The organism is Curtobacterium sp. NPDC089185, assembly GCF_040685235.1.
Taxonomy (GTDB): domain Bacteria; phylum Actinomycetota; class Actinomycetes; order Actinomycetales; family Microbacteriaceae; genus Curtobacterium; species Curtobacterium citri.
Genome location: NZ_JBFBHK010000001.1, coordinates 351,868 through 374,096 on the forward strand (window position 1 = coordinate 351,868; position 22,229 = coordinate 374,096).

Below are 22,229 nucleotides of genomic sequence, written 5' to 3' on the forward strand. Positions count from 1 at the left end.
CGAGGGTCGGCGCGCCTACCATCGTCGGGTGATCTCCACCGTGATCGTCGCCCCCGGCATGCGCCGGCTCGCCGTCGTCCTCTGGGGCATCGCCGTCGTGCTCGTGCCCCTCGCCCTCGTCGGCGGCGGCTCCCCCTGGTTGGTCCCCGTGCCGAGCTGCTTCATCGCCCTGGTCGCCTGGGCCGTCTTCTGGCGCCCCCGCTTCGAGTGCACCCCGGACCACCTCCGCATCGTGGACGTCCGACGCACGAGCACCTACGACTGGCGCCGCGTCACCGAGATCCGCACGAAGTACGGCATCGAGGTCGTCACCAGCGAGGGCGTCCGCCGCACCTGGCTCGCCACCCGTCCCACCGCACGGCTCGGCGAGACCAGCGGCCGGCCGGGAGGCACCACCCCCCTCGACGTCGACGCCGCGGCCCGCAGGATGCGCACCTTCGTCCCCGCGCCGGTCGAGCAGACCGGCCCACCGCCCGCGACGGTGGTCCCGGCGCCGATCACGCACCGGGCGCACGGCTGGTCGGTGACCGGGATGGTCGTCCTCGGCGTCGCCGCGTCGATGGCCGCCGCGCAGCTCTGACCCGACCGGCCAGGGGCGTCCGACCCGGCCGCCCGTGGGCGGGACCGACGGGACGGGCCGGCACCGTGCCTCCCGTCCGACCCGCCTGCGCACCGTCCCGGACGCACGGGACCCCCGCCGCCCGGAGGCGACGGGGGTCCTGCGCGGCGGGGTGACTACTTGGTGTAGCCCACGTCCTGCCACTTGACGGAGCTCGACTGGAACTGCGCCGGACCGTAGTTCACGAGGTCCTTCCGCACGCCCCAGGCGTAGGGCTCCGCGAACAGCGGGATGGTGCCGGCGACCGCGACGATCTTCTTGTCGATGGCCTGGGCATCCTTGATCCGGGCACTCGCGTCGAGTTCGGCGTTCGCCTTGTCCCACGCGTCGCCGAGCGAGTCGTCGGTGACACCGGCGTAGTTCTGTCCGGCGTCGGCCGGGTAGAAGATCGACTTGAGCGAGGACACCGGGAACGGCGTGCCCTGCCACGCGAAGTACGTGGCGTCGAAGTCACGCGTCTCGGTGGTGATGTACTTCGTGAAGAAGTCGTCGGTCGGCACGGTGTCGATCGTGACCTTGAAGCCGGCCGCCTTCGTCTGCTGCTGCACGAGCTGCGCGATGTTCGCCGAGTTCTGGTTGTCCGACGGGATGACGAAGCGGACGTCGAGCTCCTTGCCGCCCTTCGACGCGTAGCCGTCCGAACCGATGGTGTACCCGGCGTCCTGCAGCTTCTTCTTGGCGTCCTCGACGCTGTAGCCGTAGACCTTCGAGGCGTCGTCCTCGTAGCCCTTCTGCCCCGGCAGGTACACCATGTTGTTCAGCACGTCGCCCGGGCTCTTCACCGGCGACAGGATCGCCTGGGCGAGCACCTTGCGGTTCAGCGACTGCGCGAAGGCCTGGCGGACCTCCTTGTCCTTGAAGACCTCGGAGGTGCCGTTGAGGGTCACGTGGCGCCAGGTGGTGCCGAGCGAGCGCTCGATCTTCGAGTCGGACCGGCTGTTCGCGGTCTTCAGGTTGTCGGCGCTGCCGTAGAGGTTGAAGGCGTCGAGCTCCTTGTTGGCGTAGGCCTGGGCGAGGCCGTCGCGGGACACGGTCTTGAAGACGATCGTGTCGAGCTTCGGGGTGTCGCCCCACCACTTGCTGTTCTTCTCGAACGTGAGCACGCCGCCGTTGGCGTCGAAGGACTTCAGGATGTACGGACCGCCGGAGACGAAGGTCTTGCCGTCGGCCGCGTACGGGCCCTTGGCCCACGCCTTGTTGAAGTGGTCGGGGGTGTCGACGGCCCAGGCCGGGTAGATGCCGGAGAGGACGCTCGCCCAGTCGGCGTTCGTCTTCTTGAAGGTGATGACCACGTCACGCTCGTCGGAGCCCTGCTCGACGGACTCGACGTCCTCCCACACGTTCGTGGCAAGCGGCGCGAAGGCCGGGTTCGTGCCGTTGAGCGCCTTCCAGTTCGCCGCGACGTCCTTCTCGGTGATCGGCGTGCCGTCGGACCAGACGGCCTTCGGGTTGATCTTGATCTCGACGGTCTGCGGCGAGTCCTTCGTCAGCTTCACCGAGTCCGCGAAGTCCGGGTTCGCCTCCCAGTCGCCGTTCTCCTTGAACTGGATGAACCCGGGCAGGTACACCCCCGCGATCGTCTGGTCGTCGACCGTCCCCGAGTCGAGGTTGCTGATCTGGAAGTTGGCGGGAGCCGAGTCGATCGGCAGCGTCAGCGAACCGCCGTCCTTGACCGAGTCGCGGTCCGCGCTCGTCCACCCGGTCGACTTCAGCGACGACTGGGCGACGGCGGAACTGCTCTCGCCCGCCGTCCCACCACCGGAGCAGCCGACGAGCACGAGGGCTGCGGCGGCCGCGGTGGCGAGCACGGCGGTGGTCTTGATCCTCATTCGCATCGCGAGGATCCCCTTTCGATGTGTCTGCGCTGAGCGCCTTGCGACCCCGACGGCCCCTGCCGTCGGGTCTGTTGGTTGAGAACCCTAACCACATCCGCAGCGACCACAAGAGTCCCTGCGAGGAATCGAAACACGGCTGTAACACATGTTGCATAGCGTCACTTCGCATCACCACGACGTGGTCGGATGGGGTTACGCTCTCGTCACCGACAACGCCGTCCGTACCCCTAGCGAGGTCCATCGTCCATGCTTGCCTTCATCGCGAAGCGGATCGTCAACTACGTCATCCTGACGATCGTCGCGACGACCCTCGGGTACCTGCTCGCCAGTTCCACGCTGAACCCGGCGTCTCGGTTCCTCGGCCGCAACCCAGCCGTGCCGCAGGGCACGATCGACGCCTCGCTGCAGAAGCTCGGCGCCGACCCGGGCACCCCGCTGCTCGTCCGCACCTGGGACTGGTGGACCGGGCTCGTCACGCACGGTTCCCTCGGCATCAGTGCCCGTGGCACCGAGGTGACGGCGGACATCGTCGCCCGGGCCGGCACGAGCCTCCGCCTGCTCGTCATCGGCACGCTGCTCGGCGCGCTGTTCGGTGTGCTGCTCGGCGTCTGGAACGCGGTCAGGCAGTACCGGACGTCCGACCAGGTCTCGACGTACCTGTCGTTCGCGGTCCTGGCCACGCCGCCCTTCGTCATCGCCGTCGTCCTGATGATCCTGGCCACCTCGCTCAACAACGCGACCGGCACGCAGCTGATCAGCTTCACGGGTGAGTACACCCCGGGGGTGACCGGGTTCCTCCCCGTCCTCGGCGACCGACTCGTGCACCTGCTGCTCCCCACGATCTCGCTCACCGTCGGCGCCGTCGCGTCGTACTCGCGCTACCAGCGGTCGGCGATGCTCGACGTCCTGTCGAACGACTTCATCCGGACGGCCCGGTCGAAGGGCCGGACGCGCGGGTCGGCCATCATGCGGCACGGCGTCCGGGTCGCGCTCATCCCGATGTCGACGTTCTTCGCGTACTCGTTCGGGCTGATCCTGACCGGCGCGAGCATCACCGAACTGGTCTTCAGCTGGCACGGCATGGGCGAGTACTTCGTGCAGAGCATCACCAACAACGACATCAACGCGGCAGCGGGCACGATCCTCTTCACGGCGGTCCTCGTGCTCATCGCAGGCACCCTCGCGGACCTGCTCTACGCCGCGCTCGACCCGCGAGTGAGGGTGTGACCCGTGTCCGTACTCGACCCCACCACCACGACCACTGCCGGTGACCCGACCGACGGGGCTGCCGGCGAGCCGGCGCACGTCGTCGAGGTCACCGGCGGCCGGACGCCGCTCTGGCGCAAGGTCTTCGGCACCTGGCGCGCCCGCATCGGTGGCGGTGCGCTGCTGCTCATCCTCCTCTGGGCCTTCGTCGGCCCGTACCTGTACCACTGGAACGCCGTCGACTCCGACGGTCTGGCCTTCGGCGCCGCGCCGAGCGCCGCACACTGGTTCGGCACGAACGACATCGGTCAGGACATCTACGCGCAGACCCTCGTGGGCCTGCAGAAGTCGCTGCTCATCGGCCTCATCGCCGGGCCGGCCGCCACGCTCATCGCGGGCATCGTCGGCGCGATCGCGGGCTACTTCGGCGGGTTCGTCGACCGCGCGCTCGTCTGGGGCATCGACCTGCTGCTCGTCATCCCGTCGTTCTACGCGCTCGTGCTCCTCAGCCCGCTGTTCAAGAACCTCAGCTGGGTCGCGCTCATCATCGGTCTGGCGATCTTCGGCTGGATGATCATGGCGCGTGTCATCCGCGGCCAGACGATGTCGCTGCGGGAGCGCGACTACGTCAAGGCCGCGCGGTTCATGGGCGTGCCCTCGTTCACGATCATCCGCCGGCACATCCTGCCGAACGTGGCCTCGCTGCTCATCATCGACGCGACGCTCGGCGTCGGCGCGATGATCCTGTCCGAGAGCGCGCTGAGCTTCTTCGGCTTCGGCATCCAGGTGCCCGACGTGTCCCTCGGCACCCTGCTCGCCGCGGGCAGCCAGTCCGCCGTCACCCGCCCCTGGCTCTTCGTGCTGCCGGCCGCGACCCTCGTCGCGACCGTGCTGTCGACCAGCCTGCTCGGCGACGCCCTGCGCGACGCCATCGACCCCACCTCTGGAGCCAACCGTGACTGAGCCGCTGCTCACCGTCTCCGACCTGTCCGTCACGTTCAACCCCCGGACGAAGCCGGTCCACGCGGTCCGCGGTGTCGACTACTCGGTCAACCAGGGCGAGTTCCTCGGGATCGTCGGCGAGTCCGGGTCCGGCAAGTCGGTGTCCTCCATGGCCGTGATGGGCCTGCTGCCGTCCTCCGCGCACGTCGAGGGCAGCATCCGGTTCGACGGCCAGGAGCTCGTCGGGCGCTCCGACCGCGAGATGTCCAGGCTCCGTGGGAGCGACATCGCGATGGTGTTCCAGGACCCGCTCTCCGCGCTGACGCCGGTGTACACGATCGGGCAGCAGATCGTCGAGGGCCTCAAGCTGCACGACCGGGCGCTGACCGCGCAGGCCGCCCGGGTCCGCGCCGAGGAACTCCTGCGCGCCGTGGGCATCCCGAACGCGGCACGACGCCTCGACGCATTCCCGCACGAGTTCTCCGGCGGCATGCGGCAGCGCGCGATGATCGCGATCGCCATCGCGAACGACCCGAAGCTCATCATCGCCGACGAACCGACGACGGCGCTCGACGTGACGATCCAGGCGCAGATCCTCGACGTGCTGCAGACCGCGAAGGACATGACCGGTGCCGCCGTCGTGCTCATCACGCACGACCTCGGCGTCGTCGCCGGCAACGCCGACCGGGTCGCGGTCATGTACGCGGGCCGGATCGTCGAGACGGCGCCCGTCGGACCGCTGTTCCACGAGCCGGTGATGCCGTACACGATCGGCCTGCTCCGCTCGATGCCGAACATGACCTCGTCGCGCGCCGAGCGTCTCGTGCCGCTCGAGGGTCGCCCGCCGCTCCTCACCGCGAAGCCGACCGGCTGCCCGTTCGCGGACCGCTGCCCCGCGGTCCTCGACGCCTGCCGCGACGGCGAGCCGGCCCTGCTCGCGCCGAGCGTGCCGGCCGGGGTGGACAACCCCGTGCTCACCGGAGCCGTGCCGACGATCTCGAACGGCGCGTTCGACGACGACCACGTCGCCGCCTGCATCCGACGCGACGAGATCGCCGCCGGCACCCTCGCCCGCTCCGAGATCTTCCCCCGCCCCGAGGACGTCCCCGAGTCGACGATCGACCACGGCGACGACGTCGTGCTCGAGCTGCAGGACGTCGTGAAGACGTTCCCGCTCACCAAGGGCGCCGTCTTCCGCCGCCGCATCGGCGAGGTCCACGCCGTCGACGGGATCTCGCTGACGCTGAAGCGCGGGCAGGTCCTCGGACTGGTCGGCGAGTCCGGCTGCGGCAAGACCACGACGATCATGGAGATCCTCGAGCTCGCCGGCGCCCAGCAGGGCACCATCCGGGTCAACGGGGTCGACACCGGCACGCTGTCGAAGCGCGACCGCCGCGCGCTCCGCAGTGACATCCAGGTCGTGTTCCAGGACCCGATGGCCTCCATCGACCCGCGGCTCGACATCGGCTCGGTGATCGGCGAACCGCTGACCGTGCACGGGGTCGCGAAGGACGAGATCCGCCGACGGGTGCGCGACGTCCTCGAGCTCGTCGGCCTCGAGCCGAGCTACATCGACCGGTACCCGCACGAGTTCTCGGGCGGGCAGCGGCAGCGCATCGGCATCGCCCGGGCGCTCATCGTCGAGCCGAAGATCCTCGTGCTCGACGAGCCCGTGTCCGCGCTCGACGTGTCCGTGCAGGCCGGCGTGATCAACCTGCTCGAGGACCTCAAGCACCGCCTGGGCCTGTCCTACCTGTTCGTCGCGCACGACCTGTCCGTCGTCCGGCACATCGCCGACGACGTCGCGGTCATGTACCTGGGCCGGATCGTCGAGTACGGCGAGGGCGACCGGGTGTTCGACGACCCGCAGCACCCGTACACCCGCGCACTGCTGTCCGCCGTGCCCGTGCCGGACCCCGACGCCGAGGCCGACCGGGGTCGCATCCTGCTGCAGGGCGATCTGCCCTCACCGACGGAGCGAATCGACGGCTGCCGGTTCCGCACCCGGTGCCCGCTCTACCAGCTGCTCGACGAGGGTCGTCAGCAGCAGTGCCGGACGATCGACCCCCGGCTGCAGGACGTCGCCGGTCGCGGTGTGGCGTGCGTGCAGACCGACCAGGAGCACCTGCTGACGGAGCACGCGGCCGCAGCGGCGGTCTGACCCACCGACGGACGGGAGGTGCGGGGCGGGGCGGCCACGCGCCTCCCGTCCGGTGCGTGGTGCCGCCGGTCCGGTCCGCCGCGCGAGCGGGCCTCGTCCGTCACGCCCGGGTCGTCCGGTCGACGTGATCTGCCCGCTCGGTGCGCCCGGCGCGCCGGATCGCGAGCGGGCGGAAGCGGCTCCCGCACCGGGCTCGATGCCGCACGATCCGCCCGCTCGCGAGGAGCAGCCACGAGCGGGCAGAACCGCACCGCCTGCCCGCGTCGGCACCACGGGAACCGCCCGTTCGCGGGGGTGGGGAGGGTCGAGCACGGCACGCGGTCGCCGAACGGGCGGAACCGGCCCGCGCACCGATGTCCGCGCGGCAGGATCCGCCCGCTCGGCGCGAGCCGCGCACGGGTCCGCCCGTCCGGGAGGAGCGACCGCGAGCGGGCGGAGGACGCCGTGCGCGTCGGTGAGCGGGACGGAGAACGCCCGCTCGCGCCGCGACGGGACGGCGAGCCGACGACGGACGGGAGGCTCGGTGGAGGCTCGTCACGCGCCTCCCGTCCGGCGAGCGGTCGCCGTCAGCGCGACGCGGTCAGCGCAGGGCGACGCTCAGCAGCGACACCGCGAGCAGGGCGAGGGCCCCCGCTCCGACGAGCAGGGCCTCGCGGTCCCACCCGCGGTGCACCGCACCGCCGACGGCCCCGGCATCGCGCCGAGCCGCCCAGCGGTCGAGGAGCACCCGCATCTCGTCGGGCTGCGGGAGCGTCCGGGGCTCGCCCCGCCGCGCCGGCTTCGGGCGCGGCAGCGACGGCCCGCCCCAGCACGCGACCTTCCGACCGTCGGTCGCCTCGACCACGATCTGCCACCGCAGCCGGACGTCGGCGACCTCGCCCCACGGCACGCGCGTGACGCGGAGCGGGTTGACGACCGTGAGTGCGTCGTCGTCGAGTCGGATCGACGGCCGGTACGTCAGGACCCAGAGCACCCAGAGCAGCACCGCGAGTGGGCCGACCGCGGCGAGCACGACGTCCCAGCTCCCGCGCACGCCCGCGTCGACGAGCAGCAGCAGGGCCAGGACGGCGACGAGGCCGGACGTGACCGCTCCCCCGCGACCTGCGCGGAGGACGGTACGTCCGGCCTCGGTGGTGCCCAGACGGATCAGCGCCCGAACTCGAACCCGGCACCCGGGATCGCGGCGAGCAGGTCCTTCGTGTACTGCTCCTGCGGGGAGGCGAAGACCTCGTCGGTCGTCGCCTTCTCGACGATCTGCCCCTTGCGCATGACGCAGACGTTGTCCGCGACGAGGCGGACGACGGCGAGGTCGTGCGTGATGAAGAGGTAGGTCAGGTCGAGCTCGGTCTGCAGCTCGGTCAGCAGGTCGAGGATCTGCCCCTGCACGAGCACGTCGAGCGCGGAGACCGCCTCGTCGAGCACGATGACCTCGGGCTTCAGCGCGAGTGCACGGGCGACGGCGATGCGCTGCCGCTGGCCACCGGACAGCTCGTTCGGGTAGCGGTTCACCATCGACTTCGGCAGGGCGACCTGGTCGAGCAGCTCGAGCACGCGGGCCCGGCGGCTCGCCTTGTCGCCGACCTTGTGCGTGGCCAGGGGCTCGGCGATCGTGTTCCCGACGTTGTACATCGGGTCCAGCGAGCCGTACGGGTCCTGGAACACCGGCTGCACGCGGCGGCGGAAGTCGAAGAGGTCCTTCCCCTTCAGCGCGCCGATGTCGATGCCGTCGAAGGTGACCGACCCGCTCGTGATCGACTCGAGCTGCAGCACGAGCTTCGCGACGGTCGACTTGCCCGAACCCGACTCCCCGACGAGCGCCGTGGTGGTGCCCTTCGGGATCGCGAAGGACACGTCGTCGACGGCCTTCAGCTCACGGGACTGCAGGTTCTTGCCGCGGAGCTTGTAGACCTTCTGGAGGTTCTTCACCACGATGAGGTCCTGCTTCGGGTGGTGCTCCCGCTCCTGGGCGCGGGCGATGAGCTCGTCGTCCTCGCTCCCGGCGTCCGCGATGTCGACCCGCTGGTGCTGCACCTTCGACTGGATGCGGCGGCTCGCGAGCGAGGGGGCCGCGGCGACGAGGCGCTGCGTGTACGGGTGCTGCGGGTTCGCCAGGATCTCCTTGGACGGACCCGACTCGACGACCTGCCCCTTGTACATCACGACGAGCTTCTCGGCGCGCTCGGCGGCGAGCCCGAGGTCGTGCGTGATGAACAGGACCGAGGTCCCGAAGTCGCGGGTCAGCGTCTCGAGGTGGTCGAGGATGATCCGCTGCACGGTGACGTCGAGTGCCGAGGTCGGCTCGTCGGCGATGAGCAGCTGTGGGCGGCTCGACAGACCGATGCCGATGAGCACGCGCTGCCGCATGCCGCCGGAGAACTCGTGCGGGAACTGCTTGAGCCGGGTGGCGGCGTCGCCGAGGCCGGCCTCCTGCAGCACCTCGACCGCGCGGGCGCGGACCGCGTGCTTGCCGGTGGCCATGCCGTTGGCCTTGATGGCCTCCTCGACCTGGAAGCCGATCGACCACAGCGGGTTGAGGTTCGACATCGGGTCCTGCGGGACGTAGCCGATCTCCTTCCCGCGGATGCCGGCCATCTCCTTGTCGGACAGCCCGACGAGCTCGCGCCCGTTGAACTTGATCGACCCGCCGGTGACCTCGCCGGTGCCGGCGAGCAGCTTGATGATCGCCTGCGCGCTGGTCGACTTGCCCGAACCGGACTCGCCGACGATCGCCAGGCGCTCGCCCTGCTCGAGGGTGAAGTCGACGCCGCGGACGGCCTGCACGAGACCGCTCTGGGTGCGGAACCCGACCTGCAGGCCGGAGACCTCGAGCAGCGGCGCGCCGGAACCGGCCGGACGACGGGTGGTGGGATCGGTGAGCGTCTCGGTCATCGACGGGCCCTCGCCTTCGGGTCGAGCGCGTCGCGGACCACGTCGCCGAGGAGCAGGAACGCGAGCACGGTGATGGACAGGGCGGCGGACGGCCAGAAGATCGTCGACGGGTTGGTGCGGATCGACGTCTGCGCGGTGCCGATGTCGAGGCCCCAGCTGAGCGCCGACGGCGGCAGCCCGATGCCGAGGAACGACAGGGTGGCCTCGGCGACGATGAACGAACCGAGCGACACCGTCGCGATGACGATGACCGGTGCGATCGCGTTCGGGATCACGTGGCGGACCAGCGTGGTGAAGCGGCTGACGCCGAGCGCCGCGGAGGCGGTGACGTAGTCGGACTGCTTCGCGCTGAGCACCGCGCCGCGCATGATGCGGGCGATCTGCGGCCACGCGAACGCGGCGAGCACGAGGGCCACCGTGATCGCGTTGCGGGCCGGGATGACCGACATGATCACGATCGCGCCGAGGATGGTCGGGATCGAGAAGAAGATGTCGCCGATGCGGGAGACGATCGTGTCGAGCCAGCCGCCGTAGAAGCCGGCGAGGGCGCCGATGATGATGCCGACGAGCGACACCAGGATCGTGGCGACGAGGCCGACGATGACCGAGCTGCGCGCACCCCAGATGACACGGGCGTACACGTCGTAGCCCTGGCGGTTGTACCCGAGCGGGTGACCCGGACGGGCACCCTCGTCGCTGAAGTCGAGGTTCGCCGCGCGCGGGTCCACGTGGGTGAACAGCCCGGGGAAGATCGCGACGACGAGCACGAGCAGGATGAGGACCGAGGAGATCCAGAACGTCGGTCGGCCGCGCATGGACTCCCACGCGTCGGTCCAGGTCGACCGGGTCTTCTCCGTCTCGTCGACCTGGTCCACCGCCTGCAGCGGCGTCTCCTCGATCGGCGCCACGTAGTGCGTCACGGAGCGGGGTTCGGCGTTACTTGGCATAGCGGATCCTCGGGTCCAGGACGGCGTAGAGCAGGTCGACCAGGAGGTTGGCGAGCATGAAGATGATGACCATCACGGCGACGAACGAGACGACCGTGGGGCCCTCGCCGAGCTTGACGGCGCGGAAGACCGTACCGCCGACGCCGTTGATGTTGAAGATGCCCTCGGTCACGACCGCGCCGACCATCAGGTTGCCGATGTCGACACCGAGGTAGGTCACCACGGGGATGAGCGAGTTGCGGAAGATGTGCACGCCGACCACACGGCGACGGGGCAGGCCCTTCGCGGTGGCGGTCCGGACGAAGTCCGCGTTCATGTTCTCGGCGACGCTCGCACGCGTGAGCCGGACGATGTACGCGAACGAGACCGTCGCGAGCACGATCGCGGGGAGCACGAGCTCCGACCACGGCGCCTGACCGGAGACGGTGACGCGGAACAGTCCGAGCTGGATGCCGAAGACGTACTGCAGCAGGAAGCCGACGACGAAGGTCGGGACCGAGATGAGCAGCAGCGAGACGACGAGGGCGGTGGTGTCGAACCACTTGCCCTTGCGCAGACCCGCGATGACGCCGACGACGATGCCGGCGACGGCCTCGAACAGCAGGGAGAGGAGCGCGAGGCGCGCGGTGATCGGGAACGCCGACGCGAGCTGCTGCGACACCGGCAGGCCCGAGTAGGTGACACCGAGGTCGCCGCGGAACACGCCACCGATCCACAGCAGGTACTGCACCAGGAACGGCTTGTCCAGGTTGTACTGCTGCCGGAGCTGCTCGATCACCTGCGGCGACGGCTGGCGGTCGCCGAACAGCGCGGCGATCGGGTCGCCGGGCAGCGAGAAGACCATGAAGTAGATGAGGAACGTGGCCCCGAAGAAGACGGGGATGAGCTGCAGGAGGCGCTTGCCGAGGTACCAGAGCATCAGATCGCTCGGTCCTGCGCGGGGCGCATGTCGTTCAGGTTCATGTCGTGAAGGGGTGGACGGCTCGCGGGTCGGCACGGGTGTCCGGTGCGGGCGGCGGCGCCCGCGGTGGTGGGGGTGGTGTTGCCGCCGAGGTACGGGGGCCCGGAGACCGTGTGGTCTCCGGACCCCCGTCCGGTGGCCGCGGAGCAGGATACCTGCTCGCGGTGGGTCTCCGCGGTGTTCGACCGCAGGGAGACCGGTGTTACTTGGTGACCTCGATGTCGTAGTACAGCGGCACGGAGTCCCAACCGAACTTGACGTTCTTCACGTTGTCGGCCGACCAGACGCCGGTGACGTTGGAGTACCAGAGCGGGATCTCGGGCAGGTCCTTGAAGAGCAGCTCCTGGGCCTGGTCGAAGATCTTGTTGCCCTCTTCGACGGTGGCGGCCGAACGGCCCTTCGCGAGCAGGTCGTTGTACTCGGTCGAGTCGTAGCGCGCGTAGTTGCTCGACGAGCCCTCACCCATGGTCGGGCCGAGGAAGTTGTACAGCGACGGGTAGTCGGCCTGCCAACCGGTGCGGCTACCGCCCGTGAGCTTGTCCTGCGTCTGCGCGTCCAGGGCTTCCTGGAACGTCGGGATCGCCTTGCCCTCGGCCTTGATGCCGAGCGTGTTGGAGATCGAGTTGGTGACCGCGGTCACCCAGGCCTCGTGGCCGCCGTCCGCGTTGTAGGCGATCGAGAGGGTCTCGTCGTACGGCGAGATCTTGTTCGCCTCGGCCCAGAGCTTCTTGGCCTCGTCGGGGTTGTACTCGAGCACGTCCGAGCCCTCGAGGTCGCCGTTCCAGCCGGAGATCACCGGGGAGGTGAAGTCCTTGGCCGGGGTGCGCGTGCCGTCGAAGATCTTGTCGGTGATCTGCTTGCGGTTGACCGCCATCGACAGGGCCTCACGACGGAGCTTGCCCTCGTCGCCGCTCCAGTGCTTCAGGTAGTAGGGCAGGTAGAAGCCCTGGAAGATCGCCGCGGCCTGGTTGACGTTCGAGTCGGGGAAGTCCGACTTGTAGGTCTGGAAGGCGCTGTCCGGGATCGCGTCGAGGACGTCGAGGTTGCCGCCCTGCACGTCCGCGTAGGCGGTGTCCTGCGAGGTGTAGAACGTGATCGTGAGACCACCGTTCTTCGGCTTGCGCTTGCCCGCGTAGTCCGAGTTCGTGACCAGCTTGATCGACTGGTTGTGCGTCCACGCACCCTTGCCGTCGAGCTTGTACGGGCCGTTGCCGATCGGGTTCTCACCGAACGCCTTGGTGTCGTCGTAGAACGACGACGGCAGCGGCATGAAGGCCGAGTAGCCGAGCGACAGCGGGAAGTCCGACTGCGCCGACTTCAGCGTGACGGTGAACTCGTCGTCGCCGACGACCTTGAGGCCGGTGAGCTTCGAGTCCTTGTCGGCGTCGTAGCCGACGATGTTCTCGAAGAAGTAGCTCGCGCCCTGCGCGTTCGACTTCTGCGCCGCCCAGTCCCACGCCTTCGTGAAGGACTCGGCCGTGACCTTCTCACCGTTGGTGAAGGTGTAGCCGGTGTTGAGCTTGATGTCGTAGGTCTTCGAGTCATCGGTGTCGATGCTCTTCGCGACCTCGTTCACCGGCTTGCCGTCGGCGTCGTAGGAGACGAGACCCTCGAAGATCGACGTGATGATCTTGCCGCCACCGGTCTCGGTGGAGTTCGAGGGGATGAGCGGGTTCTGGGGCTCGGAGCCGTTCGTGGTGACGATGCCCGACGCGTTGGTCGAGCCCGAGTCACCGCCGTTGCTGCTGCCGTTGCTGGAGCAGCCGGTCAGGGCGATTGCTGTGGCCCCGAGCACGGCGAGGGCAGAGAGCCCAGCGCGCTTCTTGATCAAGGTTCCTCCTGGTGCATGGGACGCGCCAGGCACAGAGGTGCTGCCGGGCGCGCTTGTCCTTGCACTGTAGGCAGTGCCAGGACCCCCGACCAAACCCAGCGACCATCGGTTACAAACCGGAAACCAAGTTGCAGGATCGTTGCGAGAGGATGCAAGATTCGGGCGCTCGCGCCGGGGCCGTGCGGGTTTGTTGCTTCCGCATCGAACATGTTGCACGAGCGCACACCGTGTGCAAGACGAGCAGCCCTCGCCCGTAGCTGGAGCGCTCCCATCCACTCCCGGCCACGGAGACGGGTGTGCCCCGCCCGGATCACCGGACGGGGCACACGCTACGCGTTCGACGACGTCTCCGCCGTCGCGTGACGTCGATCAGGCGAAGGCCTCGATCGGCGGGCACGCGCACACCAGGTTGCGGTCGCCGTACGCCTGGTCGATCCGGCGCACCGGGGGCCAGTACTTCCGCGCACTGATGCCCGGGACCGGGTAGACCGCCTGCTCCCGTGTGTAGGGGTGCGTCCACTCCCCCGAGATCGCGGACGCCGCCGTGTGCGGGGCGTGCACGAGCGGGTTGTCGTCCGCCGGCCACTCCCCCCGCTCGACCGCCGCCGCCTCGGCGCGGATCGCCAGCATGGCGTCGACGAACCGGTCGAGCTCGGCGAGGTCCTCGCTCTCGGTCGGCTCCACCATGAGGGTGCCGGCGACCGGGAACGACATGGTCGGTGCGTGGAACCCGTAGTCGACGAGGCGCTTGGCGACGTCGTCCACGGTGATGCCCGACGTCTCGCGCAGCGGACGCAGGTCGAGGATGCACTCGTGGGCGACGAGCCCCGACTCCCCCGTGTAGAGCACGGGGAACGCGTCACGGAGCCGCGAGGCGACGTAGTTCGCCCCGAGCACCGCGGCCTCGGTCGCGCGCGTGAGCCCCTCGAGTCCCATCATGCGGACGTAGGTCCACGTGATCGGCAGGATGCTCGGGCTGCCGTACGGCGCCGCGGAGACCGGGCCGCCGGCGTGCGCGAGGCGGCCGTCGGTGCCGTCGGCGGACGAGCCCGGGCGTCGGTCGGCCTGCTGCGCCATCGCGTGCCCCGGCAGGAACGGCGCGAGGTGCGCCTTCGCCGCAACCGGCCCGACGCCCGGGCCGCCGCCGCCGTGCGGGATGCAGAAGGTCTTGTGCAGGTTGAGGTGCGACACGTCGCCGCCGAAGTCGCCGAAGCGGGCGTGCCCGAGCAGGGCGTTGAGGTTCGCCCCGTCGACGTACACCTGGCCGCCGGCCTCGTGCACGGCGTCGCAGACCTCACGGACGTCGTGCTCGTACACCCCGTGCGTCGACGGGTACGTGATCATCAGCGCCGCGAGGGTCTCCGCGTGGGCGGCCGTCTTGGCGCGGAGGTCGGCGAGGTCGACGTTGCCGTCCTCGTCGCACGCCACGACGACGACCCGCATGCCGGCGAGGACGGCCGACGCGGCGTTCGTGCCGTGCGCGCTCGACGGGATGAGGCAGACCGTCCGGTCGAGGTCACCGCGCGAGCGGTGGTACCCGCGGATGGCGAGCAGGCCCGCGAGTTCGCCCTGGCTGCCGGCGTTCGGCTGCAGCGAGACGGTGTCGTACCCGGTGACCTCGGCCAGCCAGGTCTCGAGGTCGCCGATCATGTCGAGGTAGCCCTCGACGTCCGACCGGGGCGCGAACGGGTGCACGTTCGCGAACTCCGGCCACGTGACCGCCGCCATCTCGGTCGCCGCGTTGAGCTTCATCGTGCAGCTGCCCAGCGGGATCATGCCGCGGTCGAGCGCGTAGTCCTTGTCGGCGAGGTGCTTGAGGTACCGCATCATGCGGGTCTCGCTGCGGTGTGCGCTGAACACGGGGTGCGTCAGGTACTCGCTGCTCCGCAGCAGGTCGGACGGGAGGCCCGTGGCCGCGTCCCGCACGGCGGTCTCAGCCGCCGGGACGGTCGCGTCCACGACCCCGAACACGTGGGCGAGCGCGCTCACGTCGTCCGGCGTGGTCGTCTCGTCCACCGAGAGCTGCACGGTGTCGGCGTCGACCAGGTGGAGCAGGTACCCGGCGTCGCGCGCGGCGTCCACCACCGACGCGGCACGTCCGGCAGCACGCAGGGTGAGCGTGTCGAACCAGTGCTCGTGCACCACCTCGAACCCGGCGTCACGGGCCACCCCGGCGAGCGCCGACGTCGTCCGGGCGACCCGTTCGGCGATGAAGCGCAGCCCCTCGGGCCCGTGGTAGACGGCGTACATCGACGCCATCACGGCGAGGAGCACCTGCGCGGTGCAGATGTTGCTCGTCGCCTTCTCGCGACGGATGTGCTGCTCGCGCGTCTGCAGGCTGAGGCGGTAGGCCATCTGCCCGTCGGCGTCGAAGGACACCCCGACCAGGCGACCGGGGAGCTGGCGCTCGAGTCCGGCACGGACGGCGAGGTACCCGGCGTGCGGGCCGCCGAAGCCGAGCGGGACGCCGAAGCGCTGGCTCGTGCCGACGGCGACGTCGGCGCCGAGATCGCCCGGGCTGGCGAGGAGCGTCATCGCGAGGAGGTCGGCGGCGACGACGGCGATGCCGCCGCCGGCGTGCACGCGCTCGATCGTGCGGGACGGGTCCACGACCCGGCCGGAGGCGCCCGGGTACTGCAGGACGACGCCGAACGCACCCTCGAGCTGCTCGTCCGACGGACCCTCGACGGGGTCGAAGCCGCGCAGGGCGATGCCCACGGCGTCGGCGCGGTGGTCGAGCAGGGCACGGGTCTGGGGCAGGAGGTCGGCGTCCACGAGGAACGCGTCGCCCTTGACCTTCGACGCGCGCCGGGCGAGCAGCATGCCCTCGACCACGGCGGTGCCCTCGTCGAGCATCGATGCACCCGCGGTGGCCATGCCGGTGAGGTCGGACACCATCGTCTGGAAGTTGATGAGCGCTTCGAGGCGGCCCTGCGAGATCTCCGGCTGGTACGGCGTGTAGGCCGTGTACCAACTCGGGTTCTCGAGAACGTTCCGCTGGATCACCGCGGGCGTGTGGGTGCCGTGGTACCCGAGGCCGATCATCGCGCGACGGACGGTGTTGCGGCCGGCCTTCGTGCGGAGCTCGGCGAGCGCCTCGGTCTCGCCGACGGCGGCGGGGATCGTCGAGCGCTCGGCCGGAGCGGCGTGGATCGACTCCGGGATCGCCGCGCGGACGAGGGCGTCGAGCGAGGGCTGTCCGACCGCGTCGAGCATGACCTGCTGGTCGGCGGCCGTCGTGCCGATGTGCCGGTCGGCGAAGGACGTCTGGAGGTTCTCCTGTGCCCGGGTCATGCGATCGACGCCCGGTACGCGTCGTGGTCCATCAGGTCCTCGGGGAACGAGGTGCCGTCGACCTTGAGCTTGACGAGCCAGCCGGCACCGAACGGGTCCTGGTTGACGGTGTCGGGGGCGTCGACGACGGCGTCGTTGATCGCGACCACCTCGCCCTCGATCGGGGCGAAGAGCTCGCCGACGCTCTTGGTCGACTCGATCTCGCCGATCTGCTCGCCGGCGGTCGTCGCGGTGCCCACGGCGGGCAGCTCGACGTAGACGACGTCACCGAGCTGCTCGGCGGCGTGGTCGGTGATGCCGACGGTGACGGTGTCGCCCTCGACGAGGATCCACTCGTGGTCGGCGGTGTACTGGAGTGCGGTCTGGTCGGTCACGGTGTCAGCCTCTCGGAGTGCGACGGTAGAAGGGGAACGGGGTGACGATGCTGGGGATCGCGGTCCCGCGAACGTCGATGTGCAGGAGCTGTCCCTCGCCGGCCACGGCCGGGTCGACGAAGGCCATGGCGACGGGGTGCCCCAGCGTCGGCGAGAGCGCCCCGGACGTGACGGTGCCGACGACCTGCCCGTCGTGCACCACGTCGTACCCGGCGCGCGGCGCACGGCGTCCCTCGGTCACGAGGCCGACGAGCACGCGGGCGTCCTCCGCGGGCTGCACGCCGGCGTCCCCGACGAACGACCCCGAGGTGGCGACGACCCGACCGAGTCCGGCCTGTGCCGGACGGACGGTGGCGTCGAGCTCGTGCCCGTAGAGCGGCATGCCTGCCTCGAGCCGCAGGGTGTCGCGGGCGGCGAGTCCGGCGGGCACCACGCCGCGGTCGGCACCGGTCTCGAGCAGCGCGTCCCAGATCACGGTCGCGACGTCGGTGTCGCTGTAGATCTCGAAGCCGTCCTCGCCCGTGTAGCCGGTGCGCGCGACGAGCACCTCGGCGCCGTCGAACAGCGCGTGCAGGACCCGGTAGTAGCGGAGCTCGTCCAGCGGGGTCTCGGGCTGCAGACGATCGGCCACGACCAGCGCGTCGAGCGTGCCCGCCGCGGCCGGACCCTGGATCGCCACGAGGGCGGTGCTGTCGGAGTCGTCCGACACGACGGCGTCGAAGCCCGCGACGCGTTCGGTCAGGGCGTCGACGGCGACGACCCGGTTCGCGGCGTTCGCGACGACGAGGAAGACGTCCTCCCCCGTGCGGTAGACGACGAGGTCGTCGAGGATCCCGCCGTCCTCGGCCAGCAGGAGCGAGTACTTCGCGCGGCCGACCGGCATCGCGCCGAAGGACCCGGCGAGCGCGTGGTCGAGGAACGCCACGGCGTCGGGGCCGCTGACGCCGACCTCGGCCATGTGCGACAGGTCAAAGACCCCGGCAGCCGTGCGCACCGCGTGGTGCTCGGCGAGGTCGGACGAGTACCGCACGGGCATGCGGTAGCCGGCGAAGTCGGTGAAGGTGGCGCCCGCGGCCTCGTGCGCGGACTCGAGTGGGGAGGAACGCATGACGGAGTTCTCCTGGCATCGGCAGGACCCGACGGACGTCGTCGGGTGGGAACTCCCCCTCTGTCATGGGCCTGAGAGTTTCACCGCGGCCCGTGAGGTCCGGCGGCTTTCACCGTGGGCGAGACACCGCGGACGCCCGGGCGGGGACGCGTGCCTGCTTTTCAGAGTGGCCTGTCCGCTGCGGTGTGGGACCTGAGAGATTGACGGGGAGGTTGCTCCTTCGGTGCCGTGCGCATGCGCTCGGCTCTCCCGCGGCGGGTGATCGGCCGGTGTTGAGTTGTGCTGCGACGAGCATACCGATCCCGCGTTTCGGGCATGTGTCGCGACCGCGCGTTCGACGTCTCGTAGAATGCGGGGATGGCAGGACAGCGATCGCGCCCCCGCGGGCAGCTCGAGCAGGCCGTCCTCGAGACCCTGCGTGCCGCGGCGGACGGCGGCGACGACTCCGGGTGCACCGCGCGGCAGGTCCTCGACGCCTTCCCGGAGCCGCGCCCGGCGCTGACCACCGTGCTCACCGTGCTCGACCGCCTCGGCCGCAAGGGCCAGGTCGAGCGGCGCGAGCACGACGACGCCCCGCTGACCTTCCGCGCCGTGCACAGCCGCGAGCAGCAGACCGCCTCGCTCATGTCGAGCGCGCTCGCCGCCGCGTCGGACCGCGAGGCGGCGCTGCTGCAGTTCACCGGGTCGCTCGCCTCGGACGACCTCGACGTCCTGCGCCGCGCCCTCGACGCCCGAGCCCGCTCCTGACCGGACCCGAGCAGTGGTCGTCGCCGGAGTCGCCCTCATCGCCCTCGCCCTCGTCGTCGTGGTGGTCGCCCCGCGCGTCCTGACCCGGTCCGCCTGGACGATCGACCGGCCCCGGACGGCGCTCGTCTCGTGGTCCGTCGCGGTCGTGCTCGGCGTGGTCGGCTTCGTGGTCGGGGTCGCCCTCGTCGTCGTGGCCGACCGCCCGCTCGACCCCTTCCGGCTCGCAGAGTCCCCGACGCACGGCCTGAACCTCGGCGTCGCGCTCCTCGGCGTGGCCGCGTTCGTCGTCGCGGTCCGCGTCCGTCCCGGCGCCGAGCACGAGGCAGTCCGGCAGGCGATGCGGTCCGGCGCCGCGCCGCACCGCGAGATCGACGGCACCCCCGTCGCGCTCGTCGAGGCGGACCACGCGCTCGCCTGCGCGGTGCCCGGTCGCGCGGGCGGCGTGCTCGTGAGCACCGGGCTCGCGGACCTGCTGCGGACCGACGAACTGGAGGCCGTGGTCGCCCACGAGCGCGCCCACCTGACCCAGCGCCACGCGGTCGCCGTCGCGGTCGCCGAGTCGATCGAGCGCGCGGTCCCGTGGGTGCCCGGCGCGCGCGCCATGGCGCGCTCGACGCGCGTGCTCGTCGAGTTCGCGGCCGACGACGCGGCGGCACGACGCGTCGGACGCGACGCCCTGCGCCGAGCGGTGCTCGTGGCGGACGGGACGAGCGCGCTCGGGGCGATCCGCGCCTCCCGGCTGGGCTGACGGCAGCCGCGCGCACGTCGGCGGTGAGGCATAGGGTTGCAGGCACCGTGAAGCCACTGACCGAAGCAGACATCCGTTCGTCGTTCGTGAACGCCACCCCGGACGAGCTCGAGCAGCTCCCCATCCCCGGCCTGCACGAGATGCTGTGGGACGAGCGCGAGTTCCTCGGCTGGCGCGACCCGCAGGCCGCCCGCCGCGGCTACATCGTGTCCTGGATCGACGACCGCCCGGTGGGCATCGTCGTCCGGTCCGCCGGGGGCTCGCTCCGCCCGGGCATCGCCGCGATGTGCTCGTTCTGCCACTCCCCGCAGCCGGCGACGCAGGTCCGCCTGTTCTCCGCCGCCCGCGCCGGTGAGTCGGGCCGGAACGGCAACACCATCGGGTCGTACATCTGTGAGGACCTCGGCTGCTCGATGCTCATCCGCACGGCGCCGCCGCACCTCAACCCGCCGGCGACGATCGCGATGCGCGGCGAGGCACTGCTCGGGCGCGTGCGGAACTTCACCGAGGACGTCGCGAAGACCGCGTGAGCCGGTTCGACACCGCTCGCTGGGCCGTCGTCGAGGAGCAGGGCGACGGCCGCTGGAGCCTCAGCATCCGCGACGAGGCCGACGACGAGCTCGCCGCGCTCGGCCTGGGGGTCGAGGGCGCGTGGGACCCGGACGTCGAGCCGCACGTGGCGTTCGTGCTCGTGCAGCTCGGGCTGGCGCTGCGCGGCACCCGACCCTGGCGCGAGGACGAGCTCGGCGACCAGCGCGCTCCGGTGCTGCCGCTCGGCTGAGGGCGTCCGGCGCCGCGAGCGCCGCGACGATCCACTTCGCTGTCGAACCACGGATGCGACGTGGAACCGGGCGCGCCGGCTGGTTCGACGTCGGCTCCCTGGTTCGACACCGTGTCGGGCGCGCGGTCAGGACCCGGTCGCGGCGGTGAAGTTCCGGAGGATCTCGCGGTCGTCGTCGGCCCGGACCGCCCACACCAGTTCGCTGCGGTGCGGGTCGTCCTGCAGCGGGAGCAGGACGACGGAGTCGGGTGCCGCGAGCGTCGCGCTCTCCGGGGCGATCGTCACGCCGAGCCCCGCACCGACGAGGTGCAGCACGGTCGCCCAGGTCGTCGCCTCCTGCACGACCTCCGGCCGTCGTCCGCCGGCGACCACGGGTGCGAGGTTGCGCTCGGTCGCGACCGCACCGGCCACCGCGGGGAAGAACACGAACGGGTCGTCGACCAGCTCGGTGCCCCGGATCGCCGCCCGGTCCGCGAGCCGGTGTCCGCGCGGGACCGCCGCGACGAACCGCTCGGTCCGGAACGGCAGGAAACGCACGGCCGGGTCCGGGTCGGGGTCGCGCAGGACCGCCAGGTCGAGCTCGCCGCGGACGATCCGGGCGAGGAGCGTCGACGAGTAGCCCTCCGTCAGCTCGACGCGGACGAGCGGGAATCGCTGCCGGAAGGCCTGGACACGCTCGATCGGCCCGAGCGGCAGCGCAGAGACGACGAACCCCACGTCGAGCCGTCCGGCCTCGCCGCGCCCGACGCGGACGACCTCGTCGAGGTCCCGCCGTGCCTGGTCGAGCAGCGACCGTGCACGGCCCTGGAGCACGCGCCCCGCTGCGGTCAGCGCGACGCTCCGCGACGTCCGCACGAACAGGTCGACGCCGAGGTCGCGCTCGGTCCGCCGGATCTGCTGCGAGAGCGCGGGTTGCGCGATGCGGAGGCGCTCGGCCGCCCGCCCGAAGTGCAGCTCGTCCGCGACGGCGAGGAACGCCCGCAGCTGCCGGAGGTCGACATCCATGCACGCAGCGTATCGATCAGCACGAACGAGTATTGGACGCGACTGCGTCGTCGATCGAGGATGGACGCATGCCCGACGCGACGCACACCCTCACCATCGCTGAACTGTCCTCCCCCGCCGACGCCGACGCGTTCCGCGCGCTCAACGAGGCGTGGATCGAGCGGTACTTCACGCTCGAGGACGAGGACCGTGCGATCCTCGGCGACCCGGTCGGCCGCATCGTCGAGCCCGGCGGTGCGGTGTTCGTCGCACGCCTCGACACCGAGGTCATCGGCTGCATCGGGATCATGCCCGTCGGCGACGGCGTGGTCGAACTCGTGAAGATGGCGGTCTCGCCGGCGCACCAGGGGCACGGCACCGGCCGGAAGCTCATCACCGCAGCACTCGACCGCGCTCGGGCGCTGGGCGCGCGTCGGGTGGCGCTCGAGAGCAACAGCGGTCTGGCGAGCGCCGTGCACCTGTACGAGGCGTTCGGCTTCCGCCACCTCGACCACGACCAGGTCGCACCGAGCCCCTACGTCCGCGCCGACGTGCACATGGTGCTCGACCTCTGATCGGCGGGCAACCGCTACGCTCGCCGCATGGCGACGTACGAGGTGCAGGCCGTCCGTGAGCGCGGCGTGTGGCAGGTGTTCATCGAGGGGACCCCGATCACCGAGGTCCAGCGCTGGTCGTCCGTCGGCCCCGTCGCCCGCGAGTTCCTCGCCATGGACCGGGACGACGACCTGCGCATCCGCGTCGTCGGGCGCAACCAGTACGTCGACGACTGACCGCCGCTCGC

Annotated in this window: 20 protein-coding genes and 1 riboswitch; of the genes, 10 read left to right on the top strand and 10 right to left on the bottom strand. The window is 70.8% G+C overall.

The window, feature by feature from the left end; translation table 11 throughout:
* Positions 1–28: 28 nt before the first annotated feature.
* Positions 29–580 carry a hypothetical protein gene (locus tag AB0N84_RS01610; protein ID WP_363543318.1) on the top strand — a complete coding sequence of 184 codons (552 nt, stop codon included), beginning with the start codon at positions 29–31 and terminating at the stop codon, positions 578–580.
* 155 nt (positions 581–735) lie between these two features.
* Here AB0N84_RS01610 and AB0N84_RS01615 read toward each other — a convergent pair whose 3' ends face one another.
* A complete protein-coding gene (locus tag AB0N84_RS01615; RefSeq protein ID WP_363543320.1) occupies positions 736–2,448 on the bottom strand; it encodes an ABC transporter family substrate-binding protein in 1,713 nt (570 codons plus the stop codon).
* 252 nt (positions 2,449–2,700) lie between these two features.
* Here AB0N84_RS01615 and AB0N84_RS01620 point away from each other — a divergent pair, with 252 nt between their 5' ends.
* The 3 genes from AB0N84_RS01620 to AB0N84_RS01630 are packed head-to-tail and all read left to right on the top strand — an operon-like array spanning position 2,701 to position 6,763.
* Positions 2,701–3,681: an ABC transporter permease gene (locus tag AB0N84_RS01620; protein ID WP_069711646.1), complete on the top strand. Its 981-nt coding sequence runs from the start codon at positions 2,701–2,703 to the stop codon at positions 3,679–3,681.
* A gap of 3 nt (positions 3,682–3,684) precedes the next feature.
* On the top strand, positions 3,685–4,623 hold the full coding sequence (locus AB0N84_RS01625) for an ABC transporter permease (RefSeq protein WP_069711647.1): 939 nt from the start codon (positions 3,685–3,687) through the stop codon (positions 4,621–4,623).
* The gene (locus AB0N84_RS01630; RefSeq protein ID WP_289457755.1) at positions 4,616–6,763 is read left to right on the top strand and encodes an ABC transporter ATP-binding protein; all 2,148 of its coding nucleotides are present in this window, start codon (positions 4,616–4,618) and stop codon (positions 6,761–6,763) included. Before AB0N84_RS01625 ends, AB0N84_RS01630 begins: the two co-directional genes overlap by 8 nt.
* Positions 6,764–7,343: 580 nt before the next feature.
* Here the strand turns inward: AB0N84_RS01630 and AB0N84_RS01635 are convergent.
* The 8 genes from AB0N84_RS01635 to gcvT form a co-directional block, all read right to left on the bottom strand.
* On the bottom strand, positions 7,344–7,796 hold the full coding sequence (locus AB0N84_RS01635; protein WP_363543323.1) for a PH domain-containing protein: 453 nt from the start codon (positions 7,794–7,796) through the stop codon (positions 7,344–7,346).
* Positions 7,797–7,909: 113 nt separating this feature from the next.
* Positions 7,910–9,652 carry an ABC transporter ATP-binding protein gene (locus AB0N84_RS01640; RefSeq protein WP_363543325.1) on the bottom strand — a complete coding sequence of 581 codons (1,743 nt, stop codon included), beginning with the start codon at positions 9,650–9,652 and terminating at the stop codon, positions 7,910–7,912.
* On the bottom strand, positions 9,649–10,599 hold the full coding sequence (locus AB0N84_RS01645) for an ABC transporter permease (protein WP_182047039.1): 951 nt from the start codon (positions 10,597–10,599) through the stop codon (positions 9,649–9,651). The genes AB0N84_RS01640 and AB0N84_RS01645 overlap by 4 nt, the downstream gene beginning before the upstream one ends.
* The gene (locus AB0N84_RS01650) at positions 10,589–11,518 is read right to left on the bottom strand and encodes an ABC transporter permease (protein WP_182047038.1); all 930 of its coding nucleotides are present in this window, start codon (positions 11,516–11,518) and stop codon (positions 10,589–10,591) included. The genes AB0N84_RS01645 and AB0N84_RS01650 overlap by 11 nt, the downstream gene beginning before the upstream one ends.
* Before the next feature lie 244 nt (positions 11,519–11,762).
* A complete protein-coding gene (locus AB0N84_RS01655) occupies positions 11,763–13,391 on the bottom strand; it encodes an ABC transporter substrate-binding protein (protein WP_363543328.1) in 1,629 nt (542 codons plus the stop codon).
* 369 nt (positions 13,392–13,760) lie between these two features.
* Entirely contained in the window at positions 13,761–16,685 is a 2,925-nt protein-coding gene (gene gcvP / locus AB0N84_RS01660; protein ID WP_363543330.1) for an aminomethyl-transferring glycine dehydrogenase, read from the bottom strand.
* Positions 16,682–17,059: a glycine cleavage system protein GcvH gene (gene gcvH / locus AB0N84_RS01665; protein ID WP_069711655.1), complete on the bottom strand. Its 378-nt coding sequence runs from the start codon at positions 17,057–17,059 to the stop codon at positions 16,682–16,684. The genes gcvP and gcvH overlap by 4 nt, the downstream gene beginning before the upstream one ends.
* 4 nt (positions 17,060–17,063) lie before the next feature.
* On the bottom strand, positions 17,064–18,167 hold the full coding sequence (gcvT, locus tag AB0N84_RS01670) for a glycine cleavage system aminomethyltransferase GcvT (RefSeq protein WP_363543333.1): 1,104 nt from the start codon (positions 18,165–18,167) through the stop codon (positions 17,064–17,066).
* 171 nt (positions 18,168–18,338) lie between these two features.
* Positions 18,339–18,429, bottom strand: a riboswitch (glycine riboswitch).
* A gap of 95 nt (positions 18,430–18,524) precedes the next feature.
* On the opposite strand from gcvT, the gene AB0N84_RS01675 reads away from it, so the two are divergent.
* Genes AB0N84_RS01675 through AB0N84_RS01690 form a run of 4 tightly spaced genes read left to right on the top strand, consistent with a single transcriptional unit; the run spans position 18,525 to position 20,443 of the window.
* On the top strand, positions 18,525–18,914 hold the full coding sequence (locus AB0N84_RS01675) for a BlaI/MecI/CopY family transcriptional regulator (protein ID WP_182047034.1): 390 nt from the start codon (positions 18,525–18,527) through the stop codon (positions 18,912–18,914).
* Positions 18,915–18,927: 13 nt separating this feature from the next.
* Entirely contained in the window at positions 18,928–19,662 is a 735-nt protein-coding gene (locus AB0N84_RS01680; protein ID WP_289457761.1) for a M56 family metallopeptidase, read from the top strand.
* Between the two features lie 47 nt (positions 19,663–19,709).
* On the top strand, positions 19,710–20,192 hold the full coding sequence (locus AB0N84_RS01685) for an FBP domain-containing protein (protein WP_081985224.1): 483 nt from the start codon (positions 19,710–19,712) through the stop codon (positions 20,190–20,192).
* Positions 20,189–20,443, top strand: coding sequence for a hypothetical protein (locus AB0N84_RS01690; protein ID WP_182047031.1), 255 nt, complete (start codon positions 20,189–20,191; stop codon positions 20,441–20,443). Before AB0N84_RS01685 ends, AB0N84_RS01690 begins: the two co-directional genes overlap by 4 nt.
* Before the next feature lie 126 nt (positions 20,444–20,569).
* Here the strand turns inward: AB0N84_RS01690 and AB0N84_RS01695 are convergent, their stop codons facing one another.
* Complete coding sequence (locus AB0N84_RS01695) at positions 20,570–21,448, bottom strand: LysR substrate-binding domain-containing protein (RefSeq protein ID WP_363543336.1); 879 nt, start codon at positions 21,446–21,448, stop codon at positions 20,570–20,572.
* 68 nt (positions 21,449–21,516) lie between these two features.
* Between AB0N84_RS01695 and AB0N84_RS01700 the strand changes: the two genes are divergently transcribed.
* Both AB0N84_RS01700 and AB0N84_RS01705 read left to right on the top strand, forming a co-directional pair.
* Positions 21,517–22,002: a GNAT family N-acetyltransferase gene (locus AB0N84_RS01700; protein ID WP_363543338.1), complete on the top strand. Its 486-nt coding sequence runs from the start codon at positions 21,517–21,519 to the stop codon at positions 22,000–22,002.
* A 27-nt stretch (positions 22,003–22,029) separates the two neighbouring features.
* Positions 22,030–22,218, top strand: coding sequence for a hypothetical protein (locus tag AB0N84_RS01705; protein ID WP_363543340.1), 189 nt, complete (start codon positions 22,030–22,032; stop codon positions 22,216–22,218).
* The last annotated feature ends 11 nt before the right edge of the window (positions 22,219–22,229 follow it).

Excerpts from the sequence above, each read along its gene's own strand:
- AB0N84_RS01615 (WP_363543320.1), bottom strand. The coding sequence starts at position 2,448 with ATGAGGATCAAGACCACCGCCGTGCTCGCCACCGCGGCCGCCGCAGCC.
- AB0N84_RS01620 (WP_069711646.1), top strand. The coding sequence starts at position 2,701 with ATGCTTGCCTTCATCGCGAAGCGGATCGTCAACTACGTCATCCTGACG.
- AB0N84_RS01640 (WP_363543325.1), bottom strand. The coding sequence starts at position 9,652 with ATGACCGAGACGCTCACCGATCCCACCACCCGTCGTCCGGCCGGTTCC.
- AB0N84_RS01645 (WP_182047039.1), bottom strand. The coding sequence starts at position 10,599 with ATGCCAAGTAACGCCGAACCCCGCTCCGTGACGCACTACGTGGCGCCG.
- AB0N84_RS01650 (WP_182047038.1), bottom strand. The coding sequence starts at position 11,518 with ATGCTCTGGTACCTCGGCAAGCGCCTCCTGCAGCTCATCCCCGTCTTC.
- gcvP (WP_363543330.1), bottom strand. The coding sequence starts at position 16,685 with ATGACCCGGGCACAGGAGAACCTCCAGACGTCCTTCGCCGACCGGCAC.
- gcvT (WP_363543333.1), bottom strand. The coding sequence starts at position 18,167 with ATGCGTTCCTCCCCACTCGAGTCCGCGCACGAGGCCGCGGGCGCCACC.
- AB0N84_RS01675 (WP_182047034.1), top strand. The coding sequence starts at position 18,525 with ATGGCAGGACAGCGATCGCGCCCCCGCGGGCAGCTCGAGCAGGCCGTC.
- AB0N84_RS01695 (WP_363543336.1), bottom strand. The coding sequence starts at position 21,448 with ATGGATGTCGACCTCCGGCAGCTGCGGGCGTTCCTCGCCGTCGCGGAC.
- AB0N84_RS01700 (WP_363543338.1), top strand. The coding sequence starts at position 21,517 with ATGCCCGACGCGACGCACACCCTCACCATCGCTGAACTGTCCTCCCCC.
- AB0N84_RS01705 (WP_363543340.1), top strand. The coding sequence starts at position 22,030 with ATGGCGACGTACGAGGTGCAGGCCGTCCGTGAGCGCGGCGTGTGGCAG.